22 protein-coding genes and 1 other annotated feature are annotated in these 25,118 nt (G+C 39.7%); of the genes, 19 read left to right on the forward strand and 3 right to left on the reverse strand.

The genetic code is table 11. The annotated features are described in order from the left end of the window. Positions 1-41 precede the first annotated feature (41 nt). Positions 42-833: a prolipoprotein diacylglyceryl transferase gene (gene lgt / locus Ga0466249_RS12455; RefSeq protein ID WP_215829793.1), complete on the reverse strand. Its 792-nt coding sequence runs from the start codon at positions 831-833 to the stop codon at positions 42-44. A gap of 196 nt (positions 834-1,029) precedes the next feature. Here lgt and Ga0466249_RS12460 point away from each other — a divergent pair, with 196 nt between their 5' ends. The 3 genes from Ga0466249_RS12460 (at position 1,030) to Ga0466249_RS12470 (ending at position 3,780) form a co-directional block, all read left to right on the forward strand. Further along, positions 1,030-1,386, forward strand: coding sequence for a PAS domain-containing protein (locus Ga0466249_RS12460; RefSeq protein ID WP_215829794.1), 357 nt, complete (start codon positions 1,030-1,032; stop codon positions 1,384-1,386). Continuing rightward, on the forward strand, positions 1,308-3,398 hold the full coding sequence (locus Ga0466249_RS12465; protein ID WP_215829795.1) for a PAS domain-containing hybrid sensor histidine kinase/response regulator: 2,091 nt from the start codon (positions 1,308-1,310) through the stop codon (positions 3,396-3,398). Before Ga0466249_RS12460 ends, Ga0466249_RS12465 begins: the two co-directional genes overlap by 79 nt. 112 nt (positions 3,399-3,510) lie before the next feature. Continuing rightward, entirely contained in the window at positions 3,511-3,780 is a 270-nt protein-coding gene (locus tag Ga0466249_RS12470) for a LysM peptidoglycan-binding domain-containing protein (RefSeq protein WP_215829796.1), read from the forward strand. Positions 3,781-3,818: 38 nt separating this feature from the next. On the opposite strand, the gene Ga0466249_RS12475 is transcribed toward Ga0466249_RS12470, so the two are convergent. Then, positions 3,819-4,517, reverse strand: a complete 699-nt coding sequence (locus Ga0466249_RS12475; protein WP_215829797.1) for a metallophosphoesterase — start codon at positions 4,515-4,517, stop codon at positions 3,819-3,821. Between the two features lie 196 nt (positions 4,518-4,713). Here Ga0466249_RS12475 and Ga0466249_RS12480 point away from each other — a divergent pair, with 196 nt between their 5' ends. From Ga0466249_RS12480 to Ga0466249_RS12515, 8 genes are all read left to right on the forward strand, one after another. Next, entirely contained in the window at positions 4,714-5,775 is a 1,062-nt protein-coding gene (locus tag Ga0466249_RS12480) for a hypothetical protein (protein ID WP_215829798.1), read from the forward strand. 281 nt (positions 5,776-6,056) lie between these two features. Next, positions 6,057-6,407, forward strand: a complete 351-nt coding sequence (locus Ga0466249_RS12485) for a hypothetical protein (protein ID WP_215829799.1) — start codon at positions 6,057-6,059, stop codon at positions 6,405-6,407. Continuing rightward, positions 6,404-7,276 (forward strand): diguanylate cyclase, encoded by an 873-nt coding sequence (locus Ga0466249_RS12490; RefSeq protein WP_215829800.1) that lies wholly within the window; start codon positions 6,404-6,406, stop codon positions 7,274-7,276. The genes Ga0466249_RS12485 and Ga0466249_RS12490 overlap by 4 nt, the downstream gene beginning before the upstream one ends. A gap of 18 nt (positions 7,277-7,294) precedes the next feature. Beyond that, the gene (locus Ga0466249_RS12495; RefSeq protein WP_215829801.1) at positions 7,295-8,293 is read left to right on the forward strand and encodes an NADH:flavin oxidoreductase; all 999 of its coding nucleotides are present in this window, start codon (positions 7,295-7,297) and stop codon (positions 8,291-8,293) included. Between the two features lie 100 nt (positions 8,294-8,393). Continuing rightward, positions 8,394-8,603, forward strand: coding sequence for a twin-arginine translocase TatA/TatE family subunit (locus tag Ga0466249_RS12500; protein WP_215829802.1), 210 nt, complete (start codon positions 8,394-8,396; stop codon positions 8,601-8,603). 10 nt (positions 8,604-8,613) lie between these two features. After that, a complete protein-coding gene (gene tatC, locus Ga0466249_RS12505; RefSeq protein ID WP_215829803.1) occupies positions 8,614-9,363 on the forward strand; it encodes a twin-arginine translocase subunit TatC in 750 nt (249 codons plus the stop codon). Positions 9,364-9,641: 278 nt separating this feature from the next. Further along, positions 9,642-10,745 carry a carboxynorspermidine decarboxylase gene (gene nspC, locus Ga0466249_RS12510; RefSeq protein ID WP_215829804.1) on the forward strand — a complete coding sequence of 368 codons (1,104 nt, stop codon included), beginning with the start codon at positions 9,642-9,644 and terminating at the stop codon, positions 10,743-10,745. Positions 10,746-10,771: 26 nt separating this feature from the next. After that, positions 10,772-12,031: a saccharopine dehydrogenase family protein gene (locus tag Ga0466249_RS12515; RefSeq protein ID WP_215829805.1), complete on the forward strand. Its 1,260-nt coding sequence runs from the start codon at positions 10,772-10,774 to the stop codon at positions 12,029-12,031. A 121-nt stretch (positions 12,032-12,152) separates the two neighbouring features. On the opposite strand, the gene Ga0466249_RS12520 is transcribed toward Ga0466249_RS12515, so the two are convergent. Next, a complete protein-coding gene (locus Ga0466249_RS12520; RefSeq protein ID WP_215829806.1) occupies positions 12,153-12,548 on the reverse strand; it encodes a hypothetical protein in 396 nt (131 codons plus the stop codon). Positions 12,549-12,651: 103 nt separating this feature from the next. Further along, positions 12,652-12,858: a binding site (T-box leader), on the forward strand. A gap of 60 nt (positions 12,859-12,918) precedes the next feature. Between Ga0466249_RS12520 and leuS the strand changes: the two genes are divergently transcribed. From leuS to Ga0466249_RS12560, 8 genes are all read left to right on the forward strand, one after another. After that, positions 12,919-15,399, forward strand: a complete 2,481-nt coding sequence (gene leuS, locus Ga0466249_RS12525; RefSeq protein ID WP_215829896.1) for a leucine--tRNA ligase — start codon at positions 12,919-12,921, stop codon at positions 15,397-15,399. A gap of 496 nt (positions 15,400-15,895) precedes the next feature. Next, on the forward strand, positions 15,896-17,431 hold the full coding sequence (locus Ga0466249_RS12530) for an AbgT family transporter (protein ID WP_215829807.1): 1,536 nt from the start codon (positions 15,896-15,898) through the stop codon (positions 17,429-17,431). A 214-nt stretch (positions 17,432-17,645) separates the two neighbouring features. Continuing rightward, positions 17,646-18,254: a ComEA family DNA-binding protein gene (locus tag Ga0466249_RS12535; RefSeq protein WP_215829808.1), complete on the forward strand. Its 609-nt coding sequence runs from the start codon at positions 17,646-17,648 to the stop codon at positions 18,252-18,254. A 32-nt stretch (positions 18,255-18,286) separates the two neighbouring features. Next, complete coding sequence (locus Ga0466249_RS12540) at positions 18,287-20,656, forward strand: DNA internalization-related competence protein ComEC/Rec2 (RefSeq protein WP_215829809.1); 2,370 nt, start codon at positions 18,287-18,289, stop codon at positions 20,654-20,656. 16 nt (positions 20,657-20,672) lie between these two features. After that, entirely contained in the window at positions 20,673-21,701 is a 1,029-nt protein-coding gene (holA, locus tag Ga0466249_RS12545; RefSeq protein WP_215829810.1) for a DNA polymerase III subunit delta, read from the forward strand. 88 nt (positions 21,702-21,789) lie between these two features. Continuing rightward, positions 21,790-23,199: a sigma-54 interaction domain-containing protein gene (locus Ga0466249_RS12550; RefSeq protein ID WP_215829811.1), complete on the forward strand. Its 1,410-nt coding sequence runs from the start codon at positions 21,790-21,792 to the stop codon at positions 23,197-23,199. A gap of 195 nt (positions 23,200-23,394) precedes the next feature. After that, on the forward strand, positions 23,395-24,756 hold the full coding sequence (locus Ga0466249_RS12555; RefSeq protein WP_215829812.1) for an acyclic terpene utilization AtuA family protein: 1,362 nt from the start codon (positions 23,395-23,397) through the stop codon (positions 24,754-24,756). Between the two features lies 1 nt (position 24,757). After that, positions 24,758-25,078 (forward strand): AtuA-related protein, encoded by a 321-nt coding sequence (locus Ga0466249_RS12560; RefSeq protein WP_215829813.1) that lies wholly within the window; start codon positions 24,758-24,760, stop codon positions 25,076-25,078. Positions 25,079-25,118 lie beyond the last annotated feature (40 nt).

Here is a 25,118-nt window from a genome sequence, read left to right on the forward strand (position 1 = left end):
AAAATTATATCAGTCAGGAGAGAAAACGTCTATGGATATTTTTACTTTTTAAGCGGCTTCATGGAAGATGTTTTTTGACGACGGCCACACCAGAAAAATAAGCCCAGGCCGATGATTATAACGAGTAGACTAGTAAGCTGAGCTGATTTTAAACCAAACAGCAAGGTACCGTAGTCCCCACGAATGTATTCCAGAAAAAAGCGGGCTGTTGAATATAAAATGGCATAGAGAATGAATACTTGTCCCTTGGCATGATTTGTTGTTCTGAATATAAGAAGTAGGGCAAATAAAACGATATCAATTTGACCTTCCCAGATTTCAGCTGGCCAGAGTGGTTGATTGCCATAAACCTGATAGGCGAGGGTGGTATTTGGATAGAGAAGCCCGAAACTGCTGCCTGTAGGGTGTCCGAAGGCATCGCCATTAAGCAGGTTGGCTGAGCGACCGATGGCTTGGCCAAGCAAGATAGCAGGTGCAATAAGGTCGGCGAGTTGCCAGCTGTCAATATGATGCTTTTTCGTATAAAGTATGCCAATTACGGCTCCTAGAATGACACCGCCTTGGATGGCCATGCCCCCTTGCCAGACAAAAGGGATTTCTAGCAAGTGATGGGAATAATAGGCCCAGTCGAAAAAGAATACATCCCAGAGACGTGCGCCAATAATACCGGCAATGCCGCAATAAATTCCCATGTCGGGAATATGACTATGCCAGCGACCATCTTGTTTCGTTAGAAAGTAGGCCACGCCTGTTGCTAAAACAATGCTTAAGCTAAGCACGAGTCCGTAGGCTCTTACTGGAAATTGACCAATGAAAAAAAGATACTGATGCAAAAAAAGACCTCCTTTTTAGAGAAAACAGTACATTATTTATCATTATGCACTAAGTATAGCATGGCTGGCTCAGTGGATAAAGGTGGAACAGATTAAATAGAAAATAGACCGACTTTTTTTATGGTACCAATTAGGTCATGACTTAATATTGTATAGTAATAGGTAAAAAAGTTATGTATCCTAGGAGGACGGAGAAATGGTAGATAATGCCGATTCTTTGGCTAAACAATATTTTCGTCAAATGCAACAGGAACGGGTCTGCCATCAACGTGAAGTAACTACACTACTTGATTGTTTACCAGCCTTTGTCTTTTTTAAAAATGATTTATGTATCTACGTCACAGCTAATCAGACCTTTTGTCAAGCTATTGGGTATTCTTTGGCTGAAATCATTGGTAAAACAGATTATGATTTGTTCTCAAAGGAGCGGGCTGATAAGTACCGTCATGATGATTTAACTGTTTTGTCGCAGGTATGCCGCTTTTTATTGGTGAGGAAGAAGTTTCCTATGGTGGTAAACCCTTTTCGGTTATTACGCGTAAGGTACCATTGAAAGATGCGAATGATTGTGTGACTGGTTTGATCGGTTTAATTTTTGACATAAAAGAAATCAAGGAAGCCGAACGCGAATTGCGTGAAAGTGAAGAAAAGTATCGGCTGTTATTTTCAAAAGAAAAAGATGCCATTATGTTATTCGACTTGGCCTGCCGGCAATTTATTGATGTAAACGAGGCGGCTGTGGCTCTTTATGGCTACAGCCGGGAAGAATTTTTAAATATGAAGGTCCTTGATATTTATGCCGATAGAAGTGCGGTTGAAGACGGACTAGAAGACATTAATGGTCCCTTACTAGCCACGCCGCCTCAGGGGGAGAATGAGATTAATTTGCGTTGGCACAAGAAAAAGGACGGCACTATTTTTCCTGTGGATATTGCGGCGGCTCCCTTTAGTTGGCAGGGAAAAAATATGATTTGTGAAATCATTCGCGATATATCAGAGCAATATAAGATTGAAGAACAGCTGAGAGCTGCCAAGACCTCTGCTGAACAAGCCAGTCGTATGAAAAGCGAATTTTTATCCATGGTAAGTCATGAAATTCGGACACCCATTACGGGTGTTTTGGGCATGTTAGATTTATTAATGGAAACTTTGCTTGATGAAAAGCAACGTAAATTGGCTCAGACAGCACATTTATCGGCTGAAAACCTCTTGGTCATTATTAATGATGTGTTGGATTTTTCTAAAATTGAAGCAGATAAGATTATTCTTGAACAAATTCCCTTTCGGTTAGTCTGCCTTATCAAGGAAACGATTGAAATTGTCAAGCCACCAGCATCTATGAAAAATCTATTAATTACGGTTGACATTGACCCGGCTATTCCAACATGGCTGATGGGGGACCCCATACGGTTAAAACAGATATTATTAAATTTGGCTGGAAATGCTGTAAAGTTTACTGATAAAGGATCCGTTACGCTACGTGTCATGCTTAAAAAACAGACAAAAAACCATGTTTTCTTACGATTTGAGGTAGTTGATACGGGCATTGGCATTGCTTGCGATAAGGTTCAATATCTCTTTCAACCTTTTACGCAGCAAGATGGTACGACGACACGTCGTTATGGTGGAACAGGCTTGGGGTTGGCTATTTCTAAGCGATTAGTTGAATTGATGAATGGACATATTGGTGTAATGAGTCAAGAAGGTCATGGGTCTACTTTTTGGTTTGATTTATTTTTGTCCAGTGAGGTTAATAATTATGATGAAACTTATCATCCCATACCTTGTCCGGACGATTTCGCTCTTTTGAATTGTCCCTATCAGGAACCTTATCTCGCGGGGCGGACGGTATTGCTTGTGGAAGATAACCCCATCAATCAAGAAATTGTTTATCAATATTTGAAGAAATGGGGTATTACTGTTGATGTTGCCACAAATGGGCAGGAATGCTTGGCAAGGGTTTCGCAGGGTGCTTATGATCTCATTCTGATGGATTGTCAGATGCCAGAGATAGACGGATTTGAGGCGACCCAGGCTATTCGCCTTCAAGAAATGACGCTAAATCATCACATACCTATTATTGCCATGACGGCCTATGCTATGACAGGTGACAAGGAACGATGTTTGGTGGCGGGAATGGATGATTATATTAGTAAGCCCTTATCACGGCAAGAGCTTCAGTCTGTACTTGCTAAGTGGCTTAAAGATATTAATGTATTACCCATTTTAGATATGGCTGTTTTGACTGAATTGCGGCGTCTGGAGGCTGAGGGGGCTGCCGGGCTTCTTGTTAAATTGATTGGCTTTTTTAAGGAACTAATGCCAATAAAGATTGCTGAGCTGAGGCAGGCTGTTTACCAGACTGATGGAAAAGCATTAAGTTATGCCGCTCATTCATTGAAATCAGCTAGTGCCCATTTAGGTGCAGTACGTTTATCAAAGCTTTGTGAACAACTGGAAGTGCAAGGGCGTAGTTTGGCCTTGCGGGATGTAGCAAGTCAGATAGAAAAAGTCGCCTGTGAATTCGAATTGGTGATGAAAGAATTGAATAAGTTAATAGAGTAAATAAACATAATAACAAACATTCGTTCGGGAAAATGCGTAAGCTTATTGCATCGAACATATGTACTGTGATATATTATAGAAAACAAACAAATGTTCGCAGGAGGGGTTATCCTTGAGGATGTTGTTGACTGTATTCATGGTTGTTTTGATCTGTTCCCTTACGGTGTTAGCTCATTCAGATGTTAATGATTTCCAGGGAAATATTACTTACAATACGATATACGTACAAGCAGGGGACACAGTGTGGAATATTGCTGCGAAAGAGGTAACAGATAAAGAAGATATTCGCAAGAGGATAGGCTTAATTCAAAAAGCCAACGGTCTTGATAACAATGCCCATTTATATCCGGGGCAGGCTTTGAAAGTACCTGTGAAGTGGTAGAAATCAAAAAATGCCATCCCGATGAGGGATGACATTTTTTATAGAATCCTTTTTAGTGTGAACTTAAGGGCGTCACAAGATACTAAATGGTATTCTGTCTTATTGCGCAGACCGAGAAAGGCACTTGTTACTGATTGATCATGGAGGTGCCCGTAAATACAATGTTTTACAGCATATTCATCAATTAGAGCGAGAAAATCATTGTTGTCTTCTTTTTGAACGAGTGGAGGATAATGAAGGAGTGTGATGATGTTATCATAGCCAGCATTTTTTGCGGTTTCTAATGAAAGGCGCAAGCGGCCAATTTCTCGCTGATAAATAGGCTGGTCTTCCTCTTTAAAATGGGGATCTGTGGGAACCATCCAGCCGCGTGTGCCGCATAAAGCCAGGTTGAGTTCCGGCAGTTCGTAGAAATTATTTTGAATGAAATGCAGGGTAGGTGGACAGAGCCGTTGCATCTTGGTCAGCGTTTGCCACCAGTAGTCGTGATTTCCGCGAATAAGATATTTTTGACCGGGTAAATCAGCTACGGCCTCAAGATCGGGTAGGGCTTCGGTGAATTTCATGGCCCATGATACATCACCAGGCAGTAAAACGACATCATCTGCTGTAACAAGCTGAGACCAGTCAGACGTGATTTTTTGCCAGTGGTTTAGCCAGTTGTCGCCAAAAATATGCATGGGTTTAAACGGTGGATTTCCTGATAGATGAAGATCACTAATGGAAAAGATTTTCATAAAGACCGTGTCCTTTCAGTCATAATTAGGTTAATTGTACAGCCGTAGCAAAAAAAAAACAAATTTTACACTGACTTTTATGGACAACTTTGGTAAATAGGTATAAAAAAAAACCGAATAGGTGTACAATGGCAAAGAAGATAAGTAAAAGAGGAGACCGAATAGGGGAGATTCTGCCGTGGGAGACATAACTAGAATGAATGAATTTAATAATGAAAATGTATTATTGCAAAATAAAATGAGACGATGGACTATAGGAGCTTTCATTGTCATCATGTCGAGTGCAGCAATTTGTGGATCAATAGCCTGGATGCACTGGAAACATGCACCTGAGTATTCGCTTAATATGATCAAGACTGCTGTTGAGACGCATGATATTAAAGCATTTGATCACTATGTTGATTTAGATAGGCTTCTTACGCAAGGGATTGATCAACTCCTTCGTTCTACCATGGATGATGAAGAGAATTATGAGCCTGCCAAGCAAGCAGTGGGATTTTTTCAGACTGTAAAACCCGCGCTTATTTCTTCTGCTAAAGATCAGATCCGTTTTTATGTTGAACAAGGCGTTTTTTCGAAATCGGCGAATCGTTCTGGAAATATTGCAGAAACGGACATCGGGGATTTATATAAAAATACGGGCGGTGGATCGTCTGTATTTCATGGTGTTGAATATGTTAAAGAAGAGGGAAAGGATGCTGCTGTCGGCATAAGGGTGTTTTTTCCGAAACTTGACAAGGATTTCATTCTAGAACTGAATATGCGAGATTGCGAGGATTATTGGCAATTAGTTGAAATCAATAATTTTGGTGAATTTTTTTCTCAGATCGCTGCAGCGGAACAGGCAAAATTAGCTGAAGTCAATCAGCCAATTGTTGAGTCCATGTCTACACATGTTGCACTTGATAGTGTGAAGGCGATAGCAGAATCTAATGAGGATTTGGGTATTGCCAAGTCTATTCATTTGGTGGGGACTGTGAAAAATGTGGGCACAGAAGCGATTGGCAATGCCGGGTTTACTTTCATTGTGAAGGATGGAGATAAAATCGTTCGTAAATTTCCAGTAAAAACCAATTGGAGCCAGCCACTTCCAGTGGGTCAAGAGAGGAATATGTTGTGGAGCAGAGGCGTGAATCCATTTCTAAAGTCTGATATGGTTCTGTATCAAACCATTGGTAATTTAACGATTGAGGTACAACCCATTTATATTCAGCTTATAAATGGCACGGAACAGAGATTAGTTGAAAAATTACCTTAAGCTAGAATGCGACTAAATACCTGATTTTACTTGACAAATTCTTACAAAATGTGATTTAATCTTATTAGTAGTATTAATTTATTGGTATCTTGTTAAAAAAGATAGCCTAAAAATAAAGCGCCTAAGATTGATAGGCTTGCTATGTGATCGCATAGAAATGCAGTCAGGCGTGAGCCTGACTTTTTTGATACTTATTTTAATATGAGTCATTTATGGTTTTAAGGATAAAAAGTTTTTCAGAATGCTTCTAAAATAATTAATGAATTGTGAAAGAGGTAATTATGGGGAGTAGTATGGAGGGTAATAAAAAGATAGAATTAACTATGCGTTTATCTGAATTTGAGATGCCACCCATGCAAGATGTACTTATTGTGGGGAAAATGGCACCGATTGGTGCGGAAGCCGCTAGGAGAATGGTAGATATTTTATCTCCCGATCAGTATATGATAAAAAAAACGGAGCATCCGATTATTGAAGCGATTGTTATAAGAAAATCTTTATTGAATATGATGCCTGAAGATAAATTGATTGCACTTATCTTAGAGGAGGGAGAAAAGGTTACTAATGAAACAATGATAGTAAGAGTGCAACTGAATATTACTATCTTAGTTAGTAAATCGATTGAATTATGATTAGATGTGTCGCAGATATTATGATTAAAGATTTTCCGGTAGTTGATGCACTTGCAGGGTTACGGCATGTTCAAAATATGGCAGTAAGAAATGAATTTGGCAGTTTAGTTGTTATGGAATCGAATAAGGTAGTTGGTGTACTGAATTATTGGGATTTAGTTAAATCTCACCCTAATCGGATTGTTGCTGATGCAATGTCCGAGAAATTTATGTATATTGCTCCAGAGATGACTGTCTGGGAAGCAAAAGAAATGCTTGATGAACATTGTGTTGAGTTATTGTTGATTGGTAATCAACAAGCAGTATGTGGTATGGTGAATCAACCCCTTATTGATGCCGAAATAGGACAACATCGTGATTTGTTGACAGGTCTTTATCGAAGTGATTATATTTATTATCAAGCTATAAAACTTCTTGATGGTGGCAGCGCAATATCGTTCATTTTCCTCGATGTAAATAATTTTGGCCGCATTGATAAAGAGTATGGACATATTTATGGGGATAAAATACTTCAAGAAATTAGCGCATTATTAAAGAATAAGATGAATGAACAAACTTACTTATCTCGTTTTGGAGGTGATGAGTTTCTGGTCTTGACCCCTTATAATATTGATGAATGTTGTAGTTTTGCTGAAAATTTATTACATAGTGTTGTATGCCATCATTTTTATAAGGATATACCCGTAACGATTTCGGCAGGTATTGCTAAAAAGTCCGCTGAAGGGAGTTTGGAAGATCCCTTTTCTTCTCTTCTACAAATGGTTAATCGTGCTAGTTTAGCTTCGACGAAAGCCAAGAAAAATAAGTCGGAACTAGTTGTTGCTGATGATGTTGATTTTAACGAAGAGTTGGGTCGTATGAGTTTATAGATAAGGGAGGGCATTTTGATGTCATATTTACTTCAGCCATTAGGGGTAGGTTCTTTAAAACTGATCAGTCGCTTGGTTATGCCGCCCATGGCTACGGCACAGTCACAAGATAATGGAATGGTAAGTCAAGCGCTTTTAGATTACTATGGGGAAAAATCTGCTGGCGGCTATTTTTCATTGGTTATTATTGAACACAGTTTTATTCAATTGGCAGGAAAGGCCAGTCATCAGCAACTGTCTGTTGCTGATGACTGGATGATAGAAGGATTGCGGGAGTTGGCAAATGTCATTCATCGTAACGGTTCGAAATGTGTTATGCAAATTAATCACGCTGGCAGTGCCACAACAAAGGATATTACAGGTGGGATTCCTGTTGGTCCTTCTGCGGTAGTAAATCCACGCAAAGGTGGTATTCCCCACGAACTTACGCGACAAGAAATTGCTCAGATCGTGACTGCTTTTCAGCAGGCTGCAGGACGTGTAAAAGCTGCGGGGTTCGATGGAGTTGAAATTCATTCGGCTCATGGCTATTTTCTTAATCAATTTCTGTCGCCAATTACGAACAAACGTACAGATGAATATGGTGGGGATATTCATCATCGTATTCGTCTTCATCTTCAAATTATTGCAGCAGTGCGTGAAATTGTGGGACAAGATTTTCCGATATTGCTGCGTCTAGGGGCTTGTGATTTTCTTCCCGGGGGGACAACAATTGAAGATAGTTTAGTTGCGGCAGAGGCCTTTGAAACAGCCGGAGTCAATATTATCGATATATCTGGCGGGCTTTTAGGATATACAGTGCCAGGTGTTACAGAACCCGGTTATTTTGCTTCACTTGCCGCGGCGATAAAAAAAGTCGTTTCTGTTCCTGTTATTCTTACTGGTGGAATTACGGATGTGCAGGAGGTAGAACGACTGTTGGCAGATGGAAAGGCCGATCTGATTGGAGTGGGCCGAGCTGTTTTGAAAGATTCTAATTGGGCAAAAGAAGCTGTTGCTCATCTTCAATCCAACTAGCGTGTAAACAGGAAATCTAGAATAATATGTTGAATATTGAAAGAGACTGATTGGATTTATATATTTGTCAATAGGATACTAACCAAAAGGGGGGGTAAGTATGTTTAATCTTGGTATGTCTGAACTTGTGTTAATATTAGTGATTGCGCTTGTTGTTTTTGGACCAGGCAAGCTTCCTGAAGTTGGCAAGGCACTTGGTAAGGGAATTCAAGAATTTAAGCGAGCTACGGCGACTAGTGGTCAAGAGGAACCCATGAAGGTGGAAGCCAAGCCAGTTGAAGAAGTTCATAAAACAGAAGAAAAAAAGTGAGGAATCTGTCATGTCATCGACGGATCACGAAATAAATTCAGAAACTGACGCAGTTACAGATGCTGCAGGTGGTGCCATGTCGCTAGTTGAGCATTTGCAAGAGCTCAGGCAAAGACTGATTAAAATTATTGTTACTGTCAGTGTTGCCAGTAGTTGTTGTTACTATTTTTCAGCCGATCTCGTTGATTGGATTACTCAGCCTGCAGGAAAGCTTTATTATATGCATCCTGCTGAGGCTTTTTTCACGTACATGAAGGTTTCAGTTTTATTGGGATTTTTGTTTACTCTGCCTGTGACAATGTATCAAGTTTGGGCTTTTGCTTTGCCTGCTTTAACGAAAAATGAAAAGAAATTATCCGTTTTCTTAATTCCTGCTTCGGTAGTACTTTTCGCTATGGGATTGGCTTTTTCTTATTTTCTGGCACTACCAGCTGGTATTCGTTTTATGTTGGGCTTTGCCAGTGAGACTTTGCAGCCGCTGTTTTCAATTGGTGAATATGTGTCATTTGTAATTTCCTTTTTATTGCCTTTTGGTTTTGTTTTTGAATTGCCGTTGATTATTCTGGTGGCGGCGCAGTTTGGTTTAATAAGTTCTCAGTTTTTAAAAGCAAAAGGCAAGGCTGTGTTGGTTTTATCTTTTGTTGCCGGAGCTATCTTATCGCCTACGCCTGATGTCTTTTCACAGACACTTGTAGCGGTACCTCTTATGATTTTATATGGCCTTAGTTATTTAATTGTGCGATATGTGTTGCGTAAATAAATGGGATTTTTTTATGAATAGCTGTCAGGAGATATTTAGGTCGGTGAAAATTTGTTTAATGCAGCATCATAATAAAAGATGATCAAGATAGGAGGCTCTGCAAATGATAAAAATTTGCGGGCCTTTTGTATTAAAACCTATCATTTCAGCGGAAAATGACTTTGAACATGAATTTTTGATTGCTTTTAAAGAATAATCGACAAATGCGCTGTATTTTGCTATTATTATTTTTATGAGTCAAAAGAACTTATAACATTTAAAAACAGGAGATTTGTAAAATGCAAATTGATACTCCCTATTATCTTATTGATGAGAAAAAATTGCTTCGCAATTTACAGATCATCCAGAAGGTTCGTCAGCTTTCTGGAGCGAAGTCAGTTTTGGCTCTCAAGTGTTTTTCCGCTTGGTGTGTATTTGACTTGATGAAAGAGTACATGGATGGCACAACTTCCAGTTCTCTTTTTGAAGCAAAATTGGGTTTTGAAAAATTCGGCAAAGAAACACATGCTTATTGTGTAGGATATTCTGAGAAAGATGTGCTGTCTGTAGTTCAATTTGCCGATAAGATCATTTTTAATTCTGTTTCACAATTAGATCAATATTACGATGTTGCGAAATCGGCACAACTTGGTTTGCGTGTCAATCCAGGAATAAGCTATTCTGATTTTGATTTGGCTGATCCAGCACGCAGGTATTCACGGTTGGGCGTTGTGGATAAAGCGCTACTTGAAAAACGAATTCCCCGTCTGACTGGTCTGATGTTTCATTACAATTGTGAAAATGATGATGTGGATATTTTTTCACAACAGCTTGATATAATTGGGAACTGTTATGGCGACATACTCAAACAATTACAGTGGGTCAGTCTTGGGGGCGGATGTTATTTTACTAAAGAAGGCTATCTGATTGAAAAATTCAGCAAGAAGTTGGCTGATTTTGCAAAAGAATTTGATGTGCAAGTTTATTTGGAACCAGGTGAAAGTGCGATTACAGATTGTGCCGAATTGGTTACTCACGTTGTTGATTTAGTTCATAACGAAATGAATATTGCTGTTGTTGACGCTTCTGTAGAGGCTCATATGCTGGATTTATTGATATATCGATTGTCAGCCAAAATGGAAACAAGCGATAAGGGGAATTATGAGTATATGGTTGCTGGACGCTCGTGTTTGGCTGGAGATATTTTTGGTACATTTCGTTTTAAAGATAAGTTGGAAATCGGTAGTGAAATCCGTTTCGCTGATGCTGCTGGCTATACACTAGTCAAGAAGACTTGGTTTAATGGATTACAGATGCCAGCGATTGCTGTACGTAGGCTAGATGGCACGGTAGAGGTTATCCGCAAATTTGGTTATAAAGATTTCTTAAATAGTTTGTCATAAATGTCTTTAGGTAATAGGAGGGAAAAATGCGAAAAAATGTTTTAATAGTTGGTGCTGGCGGAGTGGCCCATGTAGTTGCTCACAAATGTGCCATGAATAACGATATTTTAGGTCATATCTGTATTGCTTCGCGTACTCAGCGAAAATGTGAGAACATTATCGAAAGCGTGCTAAGCAAAAATCACTTGAAAGATTCATCGAAAAAATTGTATTCACGTAAAGTGAATGCTTTGGATATTCCGTCTTTGATTCATGTCATTCAGGATACTCAGTCGGAAATTGTTATCAATGTAGGTCAGTCTTATATTAACATGTCTGTTTTGGAAGCTTGTATTGAAACAGGCGCGGTCTATATGGATACAGCTATTCATGAAGAACCAGACAAGGTTTGTGAAAATCCTCCGTGGTATGCTAATTACGAATGGAAGCGCAAGGAACGTTGTAAAAAAAACGGCATTACTTCTATTTTAGGGATCGGATTTGATCCCGGCGTAGTCAATGCCTGGTGTGCTTTGGCACAGAAAGACTATTTCGATCAAATCGATACTATTGATATACTAGATGTGAATGCAGGCAGTCATGGTAAATATTTCGCTACTAACTTTGATCCTGAGATTAATTTTCGGGAATTTAAGAAAGTATGGACTTGGATTGATCGAAAATGGGTGTTGCAAAAGGTTCACTCCGTAAAAGTGGACTACAATTTTCCTGTAGTGGGAAGCCAGCCTGTTTATCTGACTGGACATGATGAACTTCATTCTTTGTCAAAGAATATCGATGCCGCTTCCATTCGTTTCTGGATGGGTTTTGGTGATCATTATTTGAATGTATTTTCTGTTTTGACCAATATTGGACTGACTTCAGAAAAACCGGTCAAGATTGCAGATGGTGTGGAAATTGCGCCACTTAAAGTGTTAAAGGCGCTATTACCTGATCCGTCTTCTTTGGCTCCTAATTACACGGGGAAAACTTGTATTGGCAATTTTATTCGCGGTACAAAAGACAATAAACAGCGGGAAATTTTTATCTATAATATTTGCGATCACGCCGAGTGCTATAAGGAAGTGGAATCACAGGCGATTAGTTATACGGCGGGCGTTCCCCCTGTGGCAGCTGCCATTTTGGTTGCGCGCGGTGAATGGGATATTAAGAGAATGGTAAATGTGGAAGAATTAGATCCTACACCTTTTATCGATCTGTTAAATACACTAGGCTTGTCTACGAACGTGATTGAAGCACCTGTAGCTTTTACGCCGCCGGTTATTGAATCACTAGAGTCTGTTTGAAGAGAGGCAAGACCCAAATGATATAGCGTTGGAGAAATTGTTTATATTTTATGCAAACAAAAACAGGCCTTACAGCCTGTTTTTGTTTGCATGTCAGTCACCCAGTTTTGGCCTTTTTCGTTCATAACGTTTTTAGCCAGGAGTCAAACTTAGCGTAAATTTCACTGCGTGCTGTATCTACTTCGGCACCGCGCCATTCTTGTCCTGTATCATTATCATACCAAAGTTCACGATTGACAAAAGCGCCTGATGGACAAACCTTTTCTTGTACAGCTGCCTCAATCGTATCAATGATGCTTTGTTTGATGCTTTTCCGCATCAGCTTGCAGCCGGCTTTTTCTGTTGCTTTTACTTCCGGCTCTGCGTCTTCATTGGACGAAATTTCTACATGGCTGAGCAGCTTATTATGACTGCTTGCTTTGGCAATAGCCTGTTTGGCTAAAGTGGCGGCTTGCTCACGACTCATGTTATCGTCTGTTACGGTGACTCTGACTGTACCAATAATTAATTTATACATAACGCACCTCCTAAAATTTATTGTATGCCGTGAATTTTTGACTAGAACTTTTTGAGAATTGTCGATTTGACAGGTTGTTAAAGATTGCTATATAATTATATGCATAAATCTTAAGAAACAGAGTAGTAAGTTTTGTCGAATCAACAGAAAGTTAGCGGGTGATGGGAGCTGACGTTTCGTTAAAACTGAACTCACTGTGGAGGAGCAGCAGTAAAAGAATGAACTGCTGACGGAAAACCGCCGTTATCGGAATTGAGAGGGTGACTTTGTCACTAATCAGGGTGGTACCGCGAGTTTGCTCGTCCCTGGCTTTTATTGCCAGGGACTTTTTTATTTTTCCCTATTTTGTATTTCGGGAGGTTTTCTTATGATGAACGAAAAATATGTACCGGCGGAAGTAGAATCGAAATGGCAACGCATCTGGGAGGAACAGAAAGCTTATGAGACAAAGCTTGATCGTCAGCGCCCAGAATACTATGTGTTGGAAATGTTTCCTTACCCATCAGGTAATTTACATATGGGGCATGTCCGAAATTATTCCATTGGTGATGTTATTGCCAGGTTTAAGTCGATGCAGGGCTACAATGTGCTTCATCCTATGGGGTGGGATTCTTTTGGCATGCCTGCCGAAAATGCGGCTATTAAACATGGTCTCAAGTCGGATAAATGGACATGGGATAATATTGCCAATATGCGCCGACAGCAAAAGACGCTTGGTCTGTCTTATGATTGGGATAGGGAAGTGGCTACTTGTCATCCTGATTATTATCGCTGGACACAGTGGCTCTTTTTATTGTTTTATGAAAAAGGCTTGGCTTATAAGAAAAAAGCCGCTGTTAACTGGTGTGAAGAGTGTAATACTGTACTAGCTAATGAACAGGTTGTTGATGGACATTGCTGGCGGTGTGACTCTGTTGTTGTGAAAAAAGAATTAGAACAGTGGTTTTTTAAGATTACCGATTATGCTGATCGGTTGCTTGCTGATTTAAGTGAACTCAAGGGCTGGCCTGACAGAGTGAAAACGATGCAGGAAAATTGGATTGGCAAAAGTACGGGTGCTGAATTTTCTTTTGATGCTCCTGAGATTCATGAAAAAATTCCAGTTTATACTACAAGAGTGGACACAGTTTACGGTGTAAGTTATATTGTGTTGGCACCAGAGCATCCTTTTGTTGAGCGCCTTATTGCGGGTAAAGAACAGGAAGCAGCTGTCAAGGATTTTGTTGCTAAGGTGCGTGGACTTAGTGAAGTTAGTCGTACATCAGGTGACACGGAAAAAGAAGGTCTGTTTACAGGTGCTTACGCTATTCATCCCTTTACAGGTAAAAGAGTGCCGATTTGGGTAGCGAACTATGTATTGTTTGAATATGGGACAGGTGCTGTTATGGGGGTTCCGGCTCATGATGAACGTGACTTTATGTTTGCAAAAAAATATGATTTGCCTATTCAAATTGTCGTTCAACCGCAAGGCAAAGAGCTGAGTCTTGATTCCATGACAGACGCTTATCATGAGGATGGCATTCTTGTCAATTCTGGCGAGTTCAGCAGTATGACAAGTGAAGATGCACGAACTGCCATTGCCAAGTGGCTGGAAGAGAAAGGGATCGGTAGCGGCAGGACGAATTATCGTCTGCGTGACTGGCTCATTTCCCGTCAAAGGTATTGGGGGGCACCGATTCCGATTATTTATTGTCCTCATTGTGGCGTTGTTCCTGTACCAAAAGATCAATTACCTGTTCGTTTGCCAGAAAACGTGGATTTTAATCAAGGTGCCGTGTCTCCACTTGCGACTGTTGAGGAGTTTGTCAATTGTACTTGCCCGAAATGTGGTGGTAAAGCAAGGCGTGAAACAGATACAATGGATACCTTTATTTGTTCCTCATGGTATTATTTCCGTTATACGAGTCCGCATTGCGAAGTGGCACCATTTGATTCATCGCAGGCCAATTACTGGGCTCCTGTTGATCAATATATTGGCGGCATTGAACATGCTATTTTGCATTTATTGTATTCGCGCTTTTTCACGAAAGTGCTAGCTGATGCGGGACTCGTCAATGTCAATGAGCCTTTTAAAAATCTGTTAACACAAGGAATGGTTATTAAAGACGGTTCGAAAATGTCAAAATCCAAAGGCAATGTTGTTTCGCCTGAAGAGATTGTCAATAAATTTGGCGCTGATACAGCGCGGTTATTCATTTTATTTGCCGCTCCTCCTGAACGGGATCTGGAGTGGAATGATCAAGCAGTGGAAGGCTCTCATCGGTTCCTCAATCGTTTGTGGCGGATTGTTTATCACTATGTTGACACGATTCGTGGCGGAGAAACGAGTTATGATACAGTAAGCTTGACGAAAGCCGATAAGGAATTGCGTCGCGCCTTACATTTGTCTATTAAGAAAGTAACCGATGACATTGGAGAGAGACGGAATTTTAATACAGCCATTAGTTCCATTATGGAGCTTGTTAATGCTTTGTATCTGTTTAAAGACCAGGAAGATCAGCCGAAATCCGGTTTGATTTATGAGGTCTTGACTTCACTTGTGAAACTCATTGCTCCTTTTGCGCCGCATATAGCAGAAGAATTGTGGTCTGAAATGGGACAAGAAGGCAGTGTTCATAAGCAAAAGTGGCCGAAATATGATCCAGACGCCATTGAGCAGGATGAACTGGAAATTGTGTTACAAATTAATGGGAAAGTGCGCGATAAGTTAATTGTTCCAGCCAGTCTTGATAAAGTGGCACTAGAGGCTGCGGCGTTAAAACAGGATAAAGTGAAAAACCTGATTGCTGATAAAAAAGTAGTCAAAGTGATTTGTGTTCCCCATAAACTTGTTAATATTGTTGTAAAATAGGGTTTCAATAGTGATAGGAAACTTTTGAGTCAGTGCCGATAAAAGTATTAGCACTGACTTTTTTTATTGAAAGTAACAGTTGAAAACAACACAGGAATCATTTTACATGCTTTATTATTTTACTTGACTTGTGGTTTATAGTGATATGATTTCTCGTCGAACTTATTAAAGGCCACGCTAGCGGTTTTTCTTAATTCATAAGATAATTTTGCTATTAAAGAGTTTTAAGGCAGTAGTCGTCAAAATATATTTGATATTGGAGATCTTGACAGATGATAGATTGTTCCATATAATAATTATTAATATAACACTTACATGAGCGATGGGGCTCTCGCAATTTATGCGGGAGTTTTATGTTTATTTTTTGGAAATGTCTTTTAAAAGGCCAAAAATGGTCTGTAATAACATTTTATAGTGAAGGAGCTGGTTATTAAAGCCGAAGCGATGAGAAGGAATAGGGCAATGAGGATTTTTAATGCAAAGGAGAAATGTATTGATGAGCAAGTTGGCAAACAACCCGCAGGTAAATGATGATCCGCGCAGTGGATTTTTGAAAAAAATTGAGATATTCGGGAATAAACTTCCTAATCCGGCAATTCTATTTTTACTATTAATTGGTCTTCTTGCTGTTGTATCTGCAATATTAGCTTCGAATCATGTGGCTGCCATTCATCCTTCTACACATAAACCAATTTTTATTAAAAGTTTAATTAGTCAAGAAGGATTACAATGGATTTTTACGGATTTGATAAAAAATTATCTTGCTTTTCCGCCGCTTGGCATGATTATGGTAATGACTTTGGGTATTGGTCTTCTGGAAAAAGCCGGATTTATGGATGCTGCCATCAAATCGGCTGTTCACGCTATTCCTCCGAAATATGTCACATTTACTATTGTAATCATTAGTTTTATGAGCCACATGGCTTCTGATGCCGCTATTGTTGTTGTTCCGCCGATTGCAGCTATGTTGTTTTATTCTTTGGGACGACATCCTTTTGCAGGATTTGCTGCATCACTTGCTGCTATTTATTCTGGGTTTACAGCCAATCTGTTAATTGTTACGACAGATGTGTTGTTATCAGGGCTGACGACGCAAGCAGCACAAATTGTTGATCCGAATATGGTTGTAACACCGATTGATAACTGGTATTTTGCTTCATTTGCCGTTCTTGCTCTTGCTATCCTTACGACAGTAATTACTGAAAAATTTGTTGAGCCAAGTTTAGGTACTTTTCAAAGCAGTCAGGAAGTAAAATTAGAAAAGCCGACAGATCAGCAAAAAACAGCTCTTAAGTTTACAGGAATTGTGGCCATCATTTTTATTGCTGTTTTAATGTTATTAGTTGTACCTGAAGGTGCCTTGCTCAGAAATCTCGAAACAGGTGGTATTCCGGGATCACCATTTATGAAGGGGATTGTACCGTCGCTCTTTTTCTTTTTACTTACTTTAGGTCTTGCTTATGGGCTCAAATTGGGTTCGATTAAAAATGGTGATGATATTATTCATATGATGAGTGAAGCTGTAAAAGGATTATCAGGTTTTCTTGTTATGGCCTTTGTTATTGCGCAATTTATTGCTGCCTTTACATGGACTAATGTGGCTACCCTTGTTGCAACAACAGGCGCTGATTTTCTAAAGAATATTCATATGACAGGTCTTCCGGCCTTGATCTGCATGATGTTACTTGGTCAGTTACTTGGGCTATTTATTGCTAGTGGCTCGGCAATTTGGTCGTTGTTATCACCTGTCTTTGTTCCCATGTTTATGTTGCTTGGTTATCATCCGGCATTTATTCAAATGGCATTCCGCGCTGGTGATGGTGCTTTGAATACGGTTCAGATTGTTAATCCTTTCTTACCGCTTTTCTTAGAGGACTTGAAAAAGTATAAAGCAGATACAGGTATTGGTACTTATTTGTCGCTTATGATGCCTTATGCACTATCCTTCTTTGTTATGTTTTATCTTTTGTTTACTTTCTGGTATATGTTCGGTTTGCCAAGTGGCCCGGGCGTGCCGCAGCGGTTATGGTAAGATGAAAAGAAAACAATTTTATGTGATGCAAGTAGCTTAGGTGAAAATGAATTTGGTCTCATTGATCTGACAACATGTCAGATCATTTTTTTTTTTTTGCTATTATACAGATTATTGCAAAAATATATAGGAAATGCCTGAAGAATAACGAAATATTACATCAAGACTGGATGTCTTTTAGCCGATAATATTCTTATGAGGGGTCTGATGTCAAATGGGGACCTATAAGAAACGATTGGTAATTATCTTAGTTATGGCGGCCATGGCTGTGGGGGTAAGCTTTTTTATTTTTTCCAGCAAGCATTCTGCTGTTGATGCTGAATTTACTAATGATGATGTTGTCACAGAGCAAAAGCCTTCAGGCAAGGGAAAAGCGAAAGGAGATTCCGTTGTGTATGTAACAGGTGCAGTCAATCAGCCCGGGCTTTATACAATCAACGATCGTCTTAGAGTAACAGAGCTCATTGCACTTGCTGGTGGAACGACATTTGATGCAGATATGAGCAAAGTGAATATGGCACGTGTCGTAAAGGATGGTATGCATATTCATATTCCCGTTGTTAAAGAAAAAAAGGCTGCTCAGACGGCGGGAAGTGTGCGACAAGGGCATACTTGGCAAGGGACGGCGACTGAAGCTATCAATGTGAATACAGCTTCAGTTGAGGAACTTAGTACTGTCAAAGGAATTTCACCGCAGCTTGCCGCCCAAATTGTTGAATATCGCATAAAAAAGGGTGCTTTTGCTTCTTTCGAAGACTTATTACATGTACCGGGCTTTACTCCCAAGCGGTTAAATCGGGTGAGGGACAAGCTTGTGATATAGTTTAGTGAGTTTGTTGAAAGAAGGCGGTTGTCGTGTTGTGGCCAATTGTGATTTCATTTTTGGCCGGTTTGATTTGTCAGCCTTATGTCGAATCGTATATTTCCATTACAGTAGCAGGTATTTTAGTGATTTTTCTGTTCGGCGGAGTTGTATTTTGTCTTCATACAGATGAATTTTTTTATGCGAAAGTTTTTTTGAGCATTTCTTTTATGTTTGTTGGTTTTTTACTCATGTCTTTTGCGCTTGCTGTTTCGCCTACTGATATTAGTCATTATAGCGGCGAGCAAAGTATCAAGGGAGAAGTCGCGAATGTTCCGAAGGTTACTGCTTCTATGAATGGGAAAATTCATGTAACGTATGTGATTGCAGCCCGCAAAATTCAAGTTCATGGCGAGTGGCATCAAGTATCTGGTAAATTTATGGCTGTTCTAAGTCAGCAGCAATCTGACAGGGCCTTTAGTCTGGGCGACAGGGTTATGCTTACAGGCAAGCTTTATTTGCCTCACAATTATCAGAATCCAGCAATGTTTGATCAAGTGATGTCGCTGAAAGAGCGAGGCATTTCGGCTACGCTATGGATCAAGTCTATGCGAGGTGAGCAGCGCTTTCACGGCTTTTCTTTGGCTAACGTTTTGGCTGATATGCGCGCGCAAGTGCATCAGCGTATGGCAGAGGCGATGGCACCGGGGGATGCGGCTTTGCTGAGTGGCATGTTATTTGGTGGTTATGATGGAATTCGCAGCGATATTATTCATGATTTTGCAGCCACGGGAATTATTCATATTCTCTCTGTTTCTGGTACTCATATTGCCCTTGTTGCTGGGGCAGCAGCCGCAATTTGCTCTTTGTTCCATGCATCTTCCAATGTGACAGCAGCTGTTTGTGCCATGTTTATGATTTCTTATTCCATGCTCTCGGGACTTGTACCCGCCGTTGTGAGGTCACTTATGATGGGGCTTGCCGCATTGCTTGCAGTTTGGAGTGGACGCAGTTGGAATAGTTCCCAGGCCTTATTAATGACGGTTTTACTGCTATTATTTTATCAACCACTGTGGATTTATGATTTGAGTTTTTTGCTATCTTTTGCAGCGACTGGGGGGATTGTATGGTTTTTTCCCTCACTTCGCAATAAGCTGGATTTTGTGCCGACGCCGCTGGCTTTATCGCTTGCTGTGACATTGGCAGCGGAGCTGGGTGTTTTGCCATTTGTTGCTTATTATTTTAATAATCTTCCCCTATCTTCGATATTGGCCAATTTGGCCATTGTTCCTATTATTGAATTGACTGTTCTTGTTGCCTTGTCTGGTGCAGTATGTACGTGGATTTTACCCGTTTTTTATTTGCTCAATCGCTTTATTTTTGCTTTTTGTAGTTTGATAGTTGGCTTTGCTGTATTACTGACTCAAGGGCTTGCTTATTGGGGTGGATTGCTTTACGTACCAGCATTTAATTGGCTCACGGGGCTTATTTATTATATCGGACTATTTTACCTATTCGGTTATCATCCTAAATTTATTTGGTCAGCTCGTGAAGTCTGGCGGCGTTATTCATGGAGTGTTGCTCTTTTGTGCAGTCTTATGCTTCTTATGGGGAGCTGCTATGCGTTTTGGCCGAAACCTGTTACAGTACATTTTATCGATGTCGGCCAAGGGGATGCGACACTCGTCATTACGCCTCATAGACATGCTGTGTTAATCGATACAGGCGGCACACTAGGTGAAGATAGCGTTTTTGATGTGGGGGAAAGAGTTGTTGTTCCTTATTTAAAACATTATGGTGTTACTCAAGTCGATGTTTTAATTCTTACGCATGGACATCAAGACCATGCTGGCGGTGCAGCAGCTGTAGCTGAGCTTCTATGTGTGAAGCAGGTGGTAATTGCCAAGGAGGCGCCATCGCCTGCCATGTTAGCTTTGGAGAAAGCGATGCATCATGAGCATTTGATTTTTGCTGCTGAGGGACAAAAACTGGATCTTGATGGCGTTCATTTTGAAGTGATTCATGCTGAAAATGCGATTCGCGAAAAGCCAGGCAATGAAGTATCTTCTGTTATTCGTTTTAACTACGGGGCGAACAGTTTCCTTATAACAGGTGATCTTGAGGCAGATGGGGAGCAAGAAATACTTGAAAAGGGGATTACGCCTGTTAATGTGCTGAAGGTGGGCCACCATGGTTCGAAAAATGCCTCTACAGCTGATTTTCTGGCTGTTCTTCACCCTGAGTATGCTATAATATCTGTAGGTTATGACAATCACTTTGGTCATCCTCATGCGGAAACGCTGCGGCGTCTTCAGGCGATTCACGCAAAAATTTATCGGACCGATGAAAATGGCGCTGTCGTATTTACGCTTGATGGCCGGAATATATCGGTTAGAACCTTTGTTGGTGGCATGTCCCATTAGGAGGATTTGATGTTTTATGGATTACGTAGCTTTACAAAAAGACTTGAAAGCAGGTAAGATTAAACCTTTATATTTGCTTTATGGTGAAGAGCCCTATCTGTTTAAAGAGTATCAAGAGCAGATACTTAAAGTATTACTGACCCCTGATGAACGTGATATGAATTTAATAACGTTTGATCAAGATCCATCGGTTGCTGAACTTCAAGGTATTGCGGAGGGCTTTCCTTTTTTAGGAGAGCGTAATGTGCTGCTTGTAAGGAATACGCGGTTTTTTAGTGCGGCAAAAAAAGGTCGTTCTGAAGAGAAGGGGCCGCAAAAGGATGAAGATTTACTGCGCTTTTTAGAGGCTATACCCAAGCAAACTGTTCTGATATTTATTAGTTATGAAAAGGTGGATAAAAGGCGTAAGACATTTAAGATAGCCTTTGAAGTCGGGGCTGTCCTGGAGGCTGCGCCACTAAAAGGGCGGGAATTGCAAAGCTGGCTGGAAGGCACAATTGGTGCACTTGGCAAAAATATTTGCTCTGAGGCACTCCATGAGATATTAACGGCTGTAAGCTTGATGCCTCATGCATCGCTGAATTATCTTGAACAAGAACTGACGAAAATTGTTCTTTATTTAGGAGAGAGACAAGAAATTACGGTGGCAGATGTCCATATGCTTCTTGCCAGCGTTCCGGAAATTTCCGTATTTGTTATGATGGATGCACTGAGCAGAAAAAATGCCCGCCTGGCACTTGCTGTTCTTGAAGAACAAATAGCGACTGGTCAGGCAGGGCTTCGTCTATTGGCGTTGTTAGCACGGCAGGTAAGACAGTTGTATCAGGCAAAAATTATGATTGAAGAAGGTTTTAGCAGCAAAGAAATTGGCAGTTATTTAAAGCTTATGCCTTTTGTAACAGATCGATTAATTAAACAAAGTCGCGTTTTTCAGCTTGCACAACTCAAACAGGCTCTAGGGCTTTTGAGTCAGGCTGATCAGGATTTAAAATTGAATAAAGGTCTTGTTTCACTGGAAAAAATTATTATTTATCTATGTCAATGAAGAATTTTTGGCCATTAAGTCTATGAAAGTTGAGTTATAGTTAGCCTTGATAATCCGGAAATTACATAACCTAAATTGAGGTGATTTCATGGAAATGATCGATAGGATGAATAAAAATATTCTATATATGATCTTAGCGGCGATTGATAATATTCATGATGGAATAGTAATTGTAGATAAAAATTCAAAAATAATTTATGTGAATGAAGCGTATTCCAAAATTCTTCATGTTAATAAAGATAAAGTATTAAATCAATTTGTAAGTGAAATAGAACCTGGAGCGATTATATTAGACAGTTTAAAAGAAAAAAAGCCGAAAATAAATACGGTTGTAAAAGTGAAAACGAGGGGAAAAGAAATTGTAGTCAATATAAATCCAATTATAGTTGCGGATGAACTTTTAGGAGCTGTATCCATTTTTAAAGATGTCACAGAGGTATCCTTGCTAAATAAAGAATTGGAACAAGTTCGTAAATTAACGGGCTATTTTTATAATGGTAGTTCAAAATTTCACAAGGACTTACCTGAAAGTTTTTCGAATATCATAGGAAATGATAAGAAGTTTATCAATTGCTTAAAATTAGCAAGTATTGTAGCTCCCACAGACGCTGCCGTATTAATTGAGGGAGAAAGTGGAGCAGGGAAGGAAGTTGTAGTTAACGCGATAGTAAGTGTGAGTAAAAAAAGAAGAAATCCATTTGTAAATATTAACTGTTCGGCTATCCCTGAAAGTTTATTTGAAAGTGAACTTTTTGGATATTCCTCTGGCTCTTTTACGGGTGCTCAAAAGGGCGGTAAAGTGGGTAAATTTGAAATGGCTAATAATGGAACAATATTTTTAGATGAAATAGGTGAAATGCCACTGTTTATGCAGGCAAAACTTTTGAGAGTTCTTCAATCTGGCGAAATTCAAAAAGTAGGTTCTAATAATATTAATATCGTAAATGTGCGAGTCATTGCTGCTACAAATAGAGATTTAAAATCAATGGTGAATCAGGGAAAGTTTAGAGAGGATTTGTATTTTAGATTGAATACTTTTAAAATAACGATTCCGCCTCTTCGAGAAAGAGGTGAGGATAGCATTCTTTTAGCTGAACATTTTTTAAATTTATATTGTAATAAATATAAGAAGAAATTGACTTTGTCTAATGAAGTGAAAAATTTATTGCTAACTCATCACTGGGCTGGAAATGTAAGACAGGTCCAGAGCTGTATTGAATATGCGGTGATTATTTGCCAAGGAGATATGATCACGATAGCGGATTTGCCAGACGAAATACAAAATTCAAGTATAGCTGAGAAGGAGCATGCATTTAAACATAAAGAAAAAACTTTAAAGAATATGATATCGGGTGTGGAAAAAATTCAGATAGTGAATGAGTTGAAAAAAACGCATGGAAATAGAACACAGGCAATGGAAAACATCGGGATATGCAGGCGTACTTTTTATCGCAAGTTGAAATTATATGATATTGATCCCAAACTGTATACCAAGTAGCATTTGCATTGTATACAAAGTATATTGCTGTATACAAAGTATATAACAATATACTTTGCCAGATGTGTAAGAATTGCTTGAAATAACTGATTTGGTTGATATTTATAATGCTTATTAAGCATTATTTTTTTTTGGCATGGTAGTTGCAATATATAAATACGAAATAATATTTTATATTGTGAAGAGGGTGGATTTGTGAAAACAGTAAGAATTGGTGGAGGTCAAGGTTTCTGGGGAGATTTAAATGATGCTCCAATAACTATGGCAAAGAATGATAATGTTGATTATATCGCATGCGACTATTTAGCTGAATTAACTTTATCAATTATGAGAAGACAGAAAGAACACAATCCTGAAAGAGGATATGCAAGGGATTTTATCACGGCTTTAAAACAAATGCTTCCAATGATTAAAGAAAAATCGATTAAGGTTTTGACGAATGCCGGAGGCATGAATATCAAGGCAGCAGTGGAAGCCGCAAAAGAGGCGATTAAAGAATCGGGTTTGAATTTAAAGATCGGTTATGTACTTGGCGATGATGTGATGGATATTATACCGGAACTCAGAAAACAAGGGATATCGATGAATAATATGGATACTGGAGAAGCTATCGATTCAATTTTGCCCCGCATGATCAATGCGAATGTATATTATGGATCAGAACCGATTATAGAATGCTTACAGGGTGGAGCCGATATTATTATTGTGGGGCGTTCTACCGATACTGCAATGTGGCTTGCGCCCCTGCAGTATGAATTTGGCTGGAAAACGGGTGAATGGGAAGCCTTGTCTACCGGTATTTTGGCAGGCCATTTATCGGAATGCGGTGCACAAGCTACTGGTGGTAACTACGATTATGATTGGAAACACGTTCCAGAGCCGGAATTTTTAGGCTATCCGATAGCTGAAATTAGTGAGCCTGGGAAACTTGTTATGACAAAAACTAAAAATACGGGCGGTCTTGTAACACCACAGTCGATTAAAGAACAATTGTTTTATGAAATCCATGATCCGAAAAAGTATCTTACGCCGGATGTGGTAGCTGATTTTAGCAATGTAACTGTAAAAGAATTGGAAAAAGACCGGGTGGAAGTGGCTGGCGTAACAGGCCATGAACGACCGGATACTTTAAAACTTTGCGTGGGTTATCGCGAAGGATATCGCAACATCGCCTACCTGCCGTACAGTTGGCCGGAGGCTTTGGAAAAAGCCAAGTTGGCAGCGAACATTCTTGACAAGAGAATGGCAATGAAAGATTTGAAAGCTTTGGAAAAACGGATCGATTATTTAGGTCTGAACGCGTTACATGGTCCTATGGCCCATGAAATTAATGCCGATTTAAATGAAGTAATACTACGATATGCTATAAAGACAGAAACAAAAGAGGAAGCATTTAAATTGACCCCGGAAATTGCACCCGTAAGCAATTTAAATGGTCCAGCACAAGGCTGCTTTTTTGGTGGCAGAACAAAACCTAGTGAAGTGTTTGCATTGTGGCCGACATTGATTCCAAGGGATGCTATAAAATTAGAGGCACATGTTGAGGAGGTTAAATAAAATGCAAGTACAATTAAAAGAGATAGCACATGGCAGATCTGGAGATAAAAGCGATACGTCAAATCTTTGTATTTATGCAAGAAAACCCAAGTATTATCAGGCTATGAAAGAACAGCTTACGCCGGCAGCGGTAAAAAAGCATTTTGAAGGCGTTGTATTCGGTGACGTTATTCGTTATGATCTGCCGCAATTGGACGGTTTCAACTTCGTTATGCACCATGCTTTGGATGGCGGTGCTACTCGCTCACTTAGACTCGATACGTTGGGTAAAACCATGGAAGCAGCGCTTTTACGCTTCGTCATCGAAATTGACGAAAAATAATTGGGGATTTTATGTTCTGATAATGAAGTAATATTATAAT

It is taken from the genome of Pelorhabdus rhamnosifermentans (genome assembly GCF_018835585.1).
GTDB classification, from domain to species: Bacteria; Bacillota; Negativicutes; order UMGS1260; family UMGS1260; genus Pelorhabdus; species Pelorhabdus rhamnosifermentans.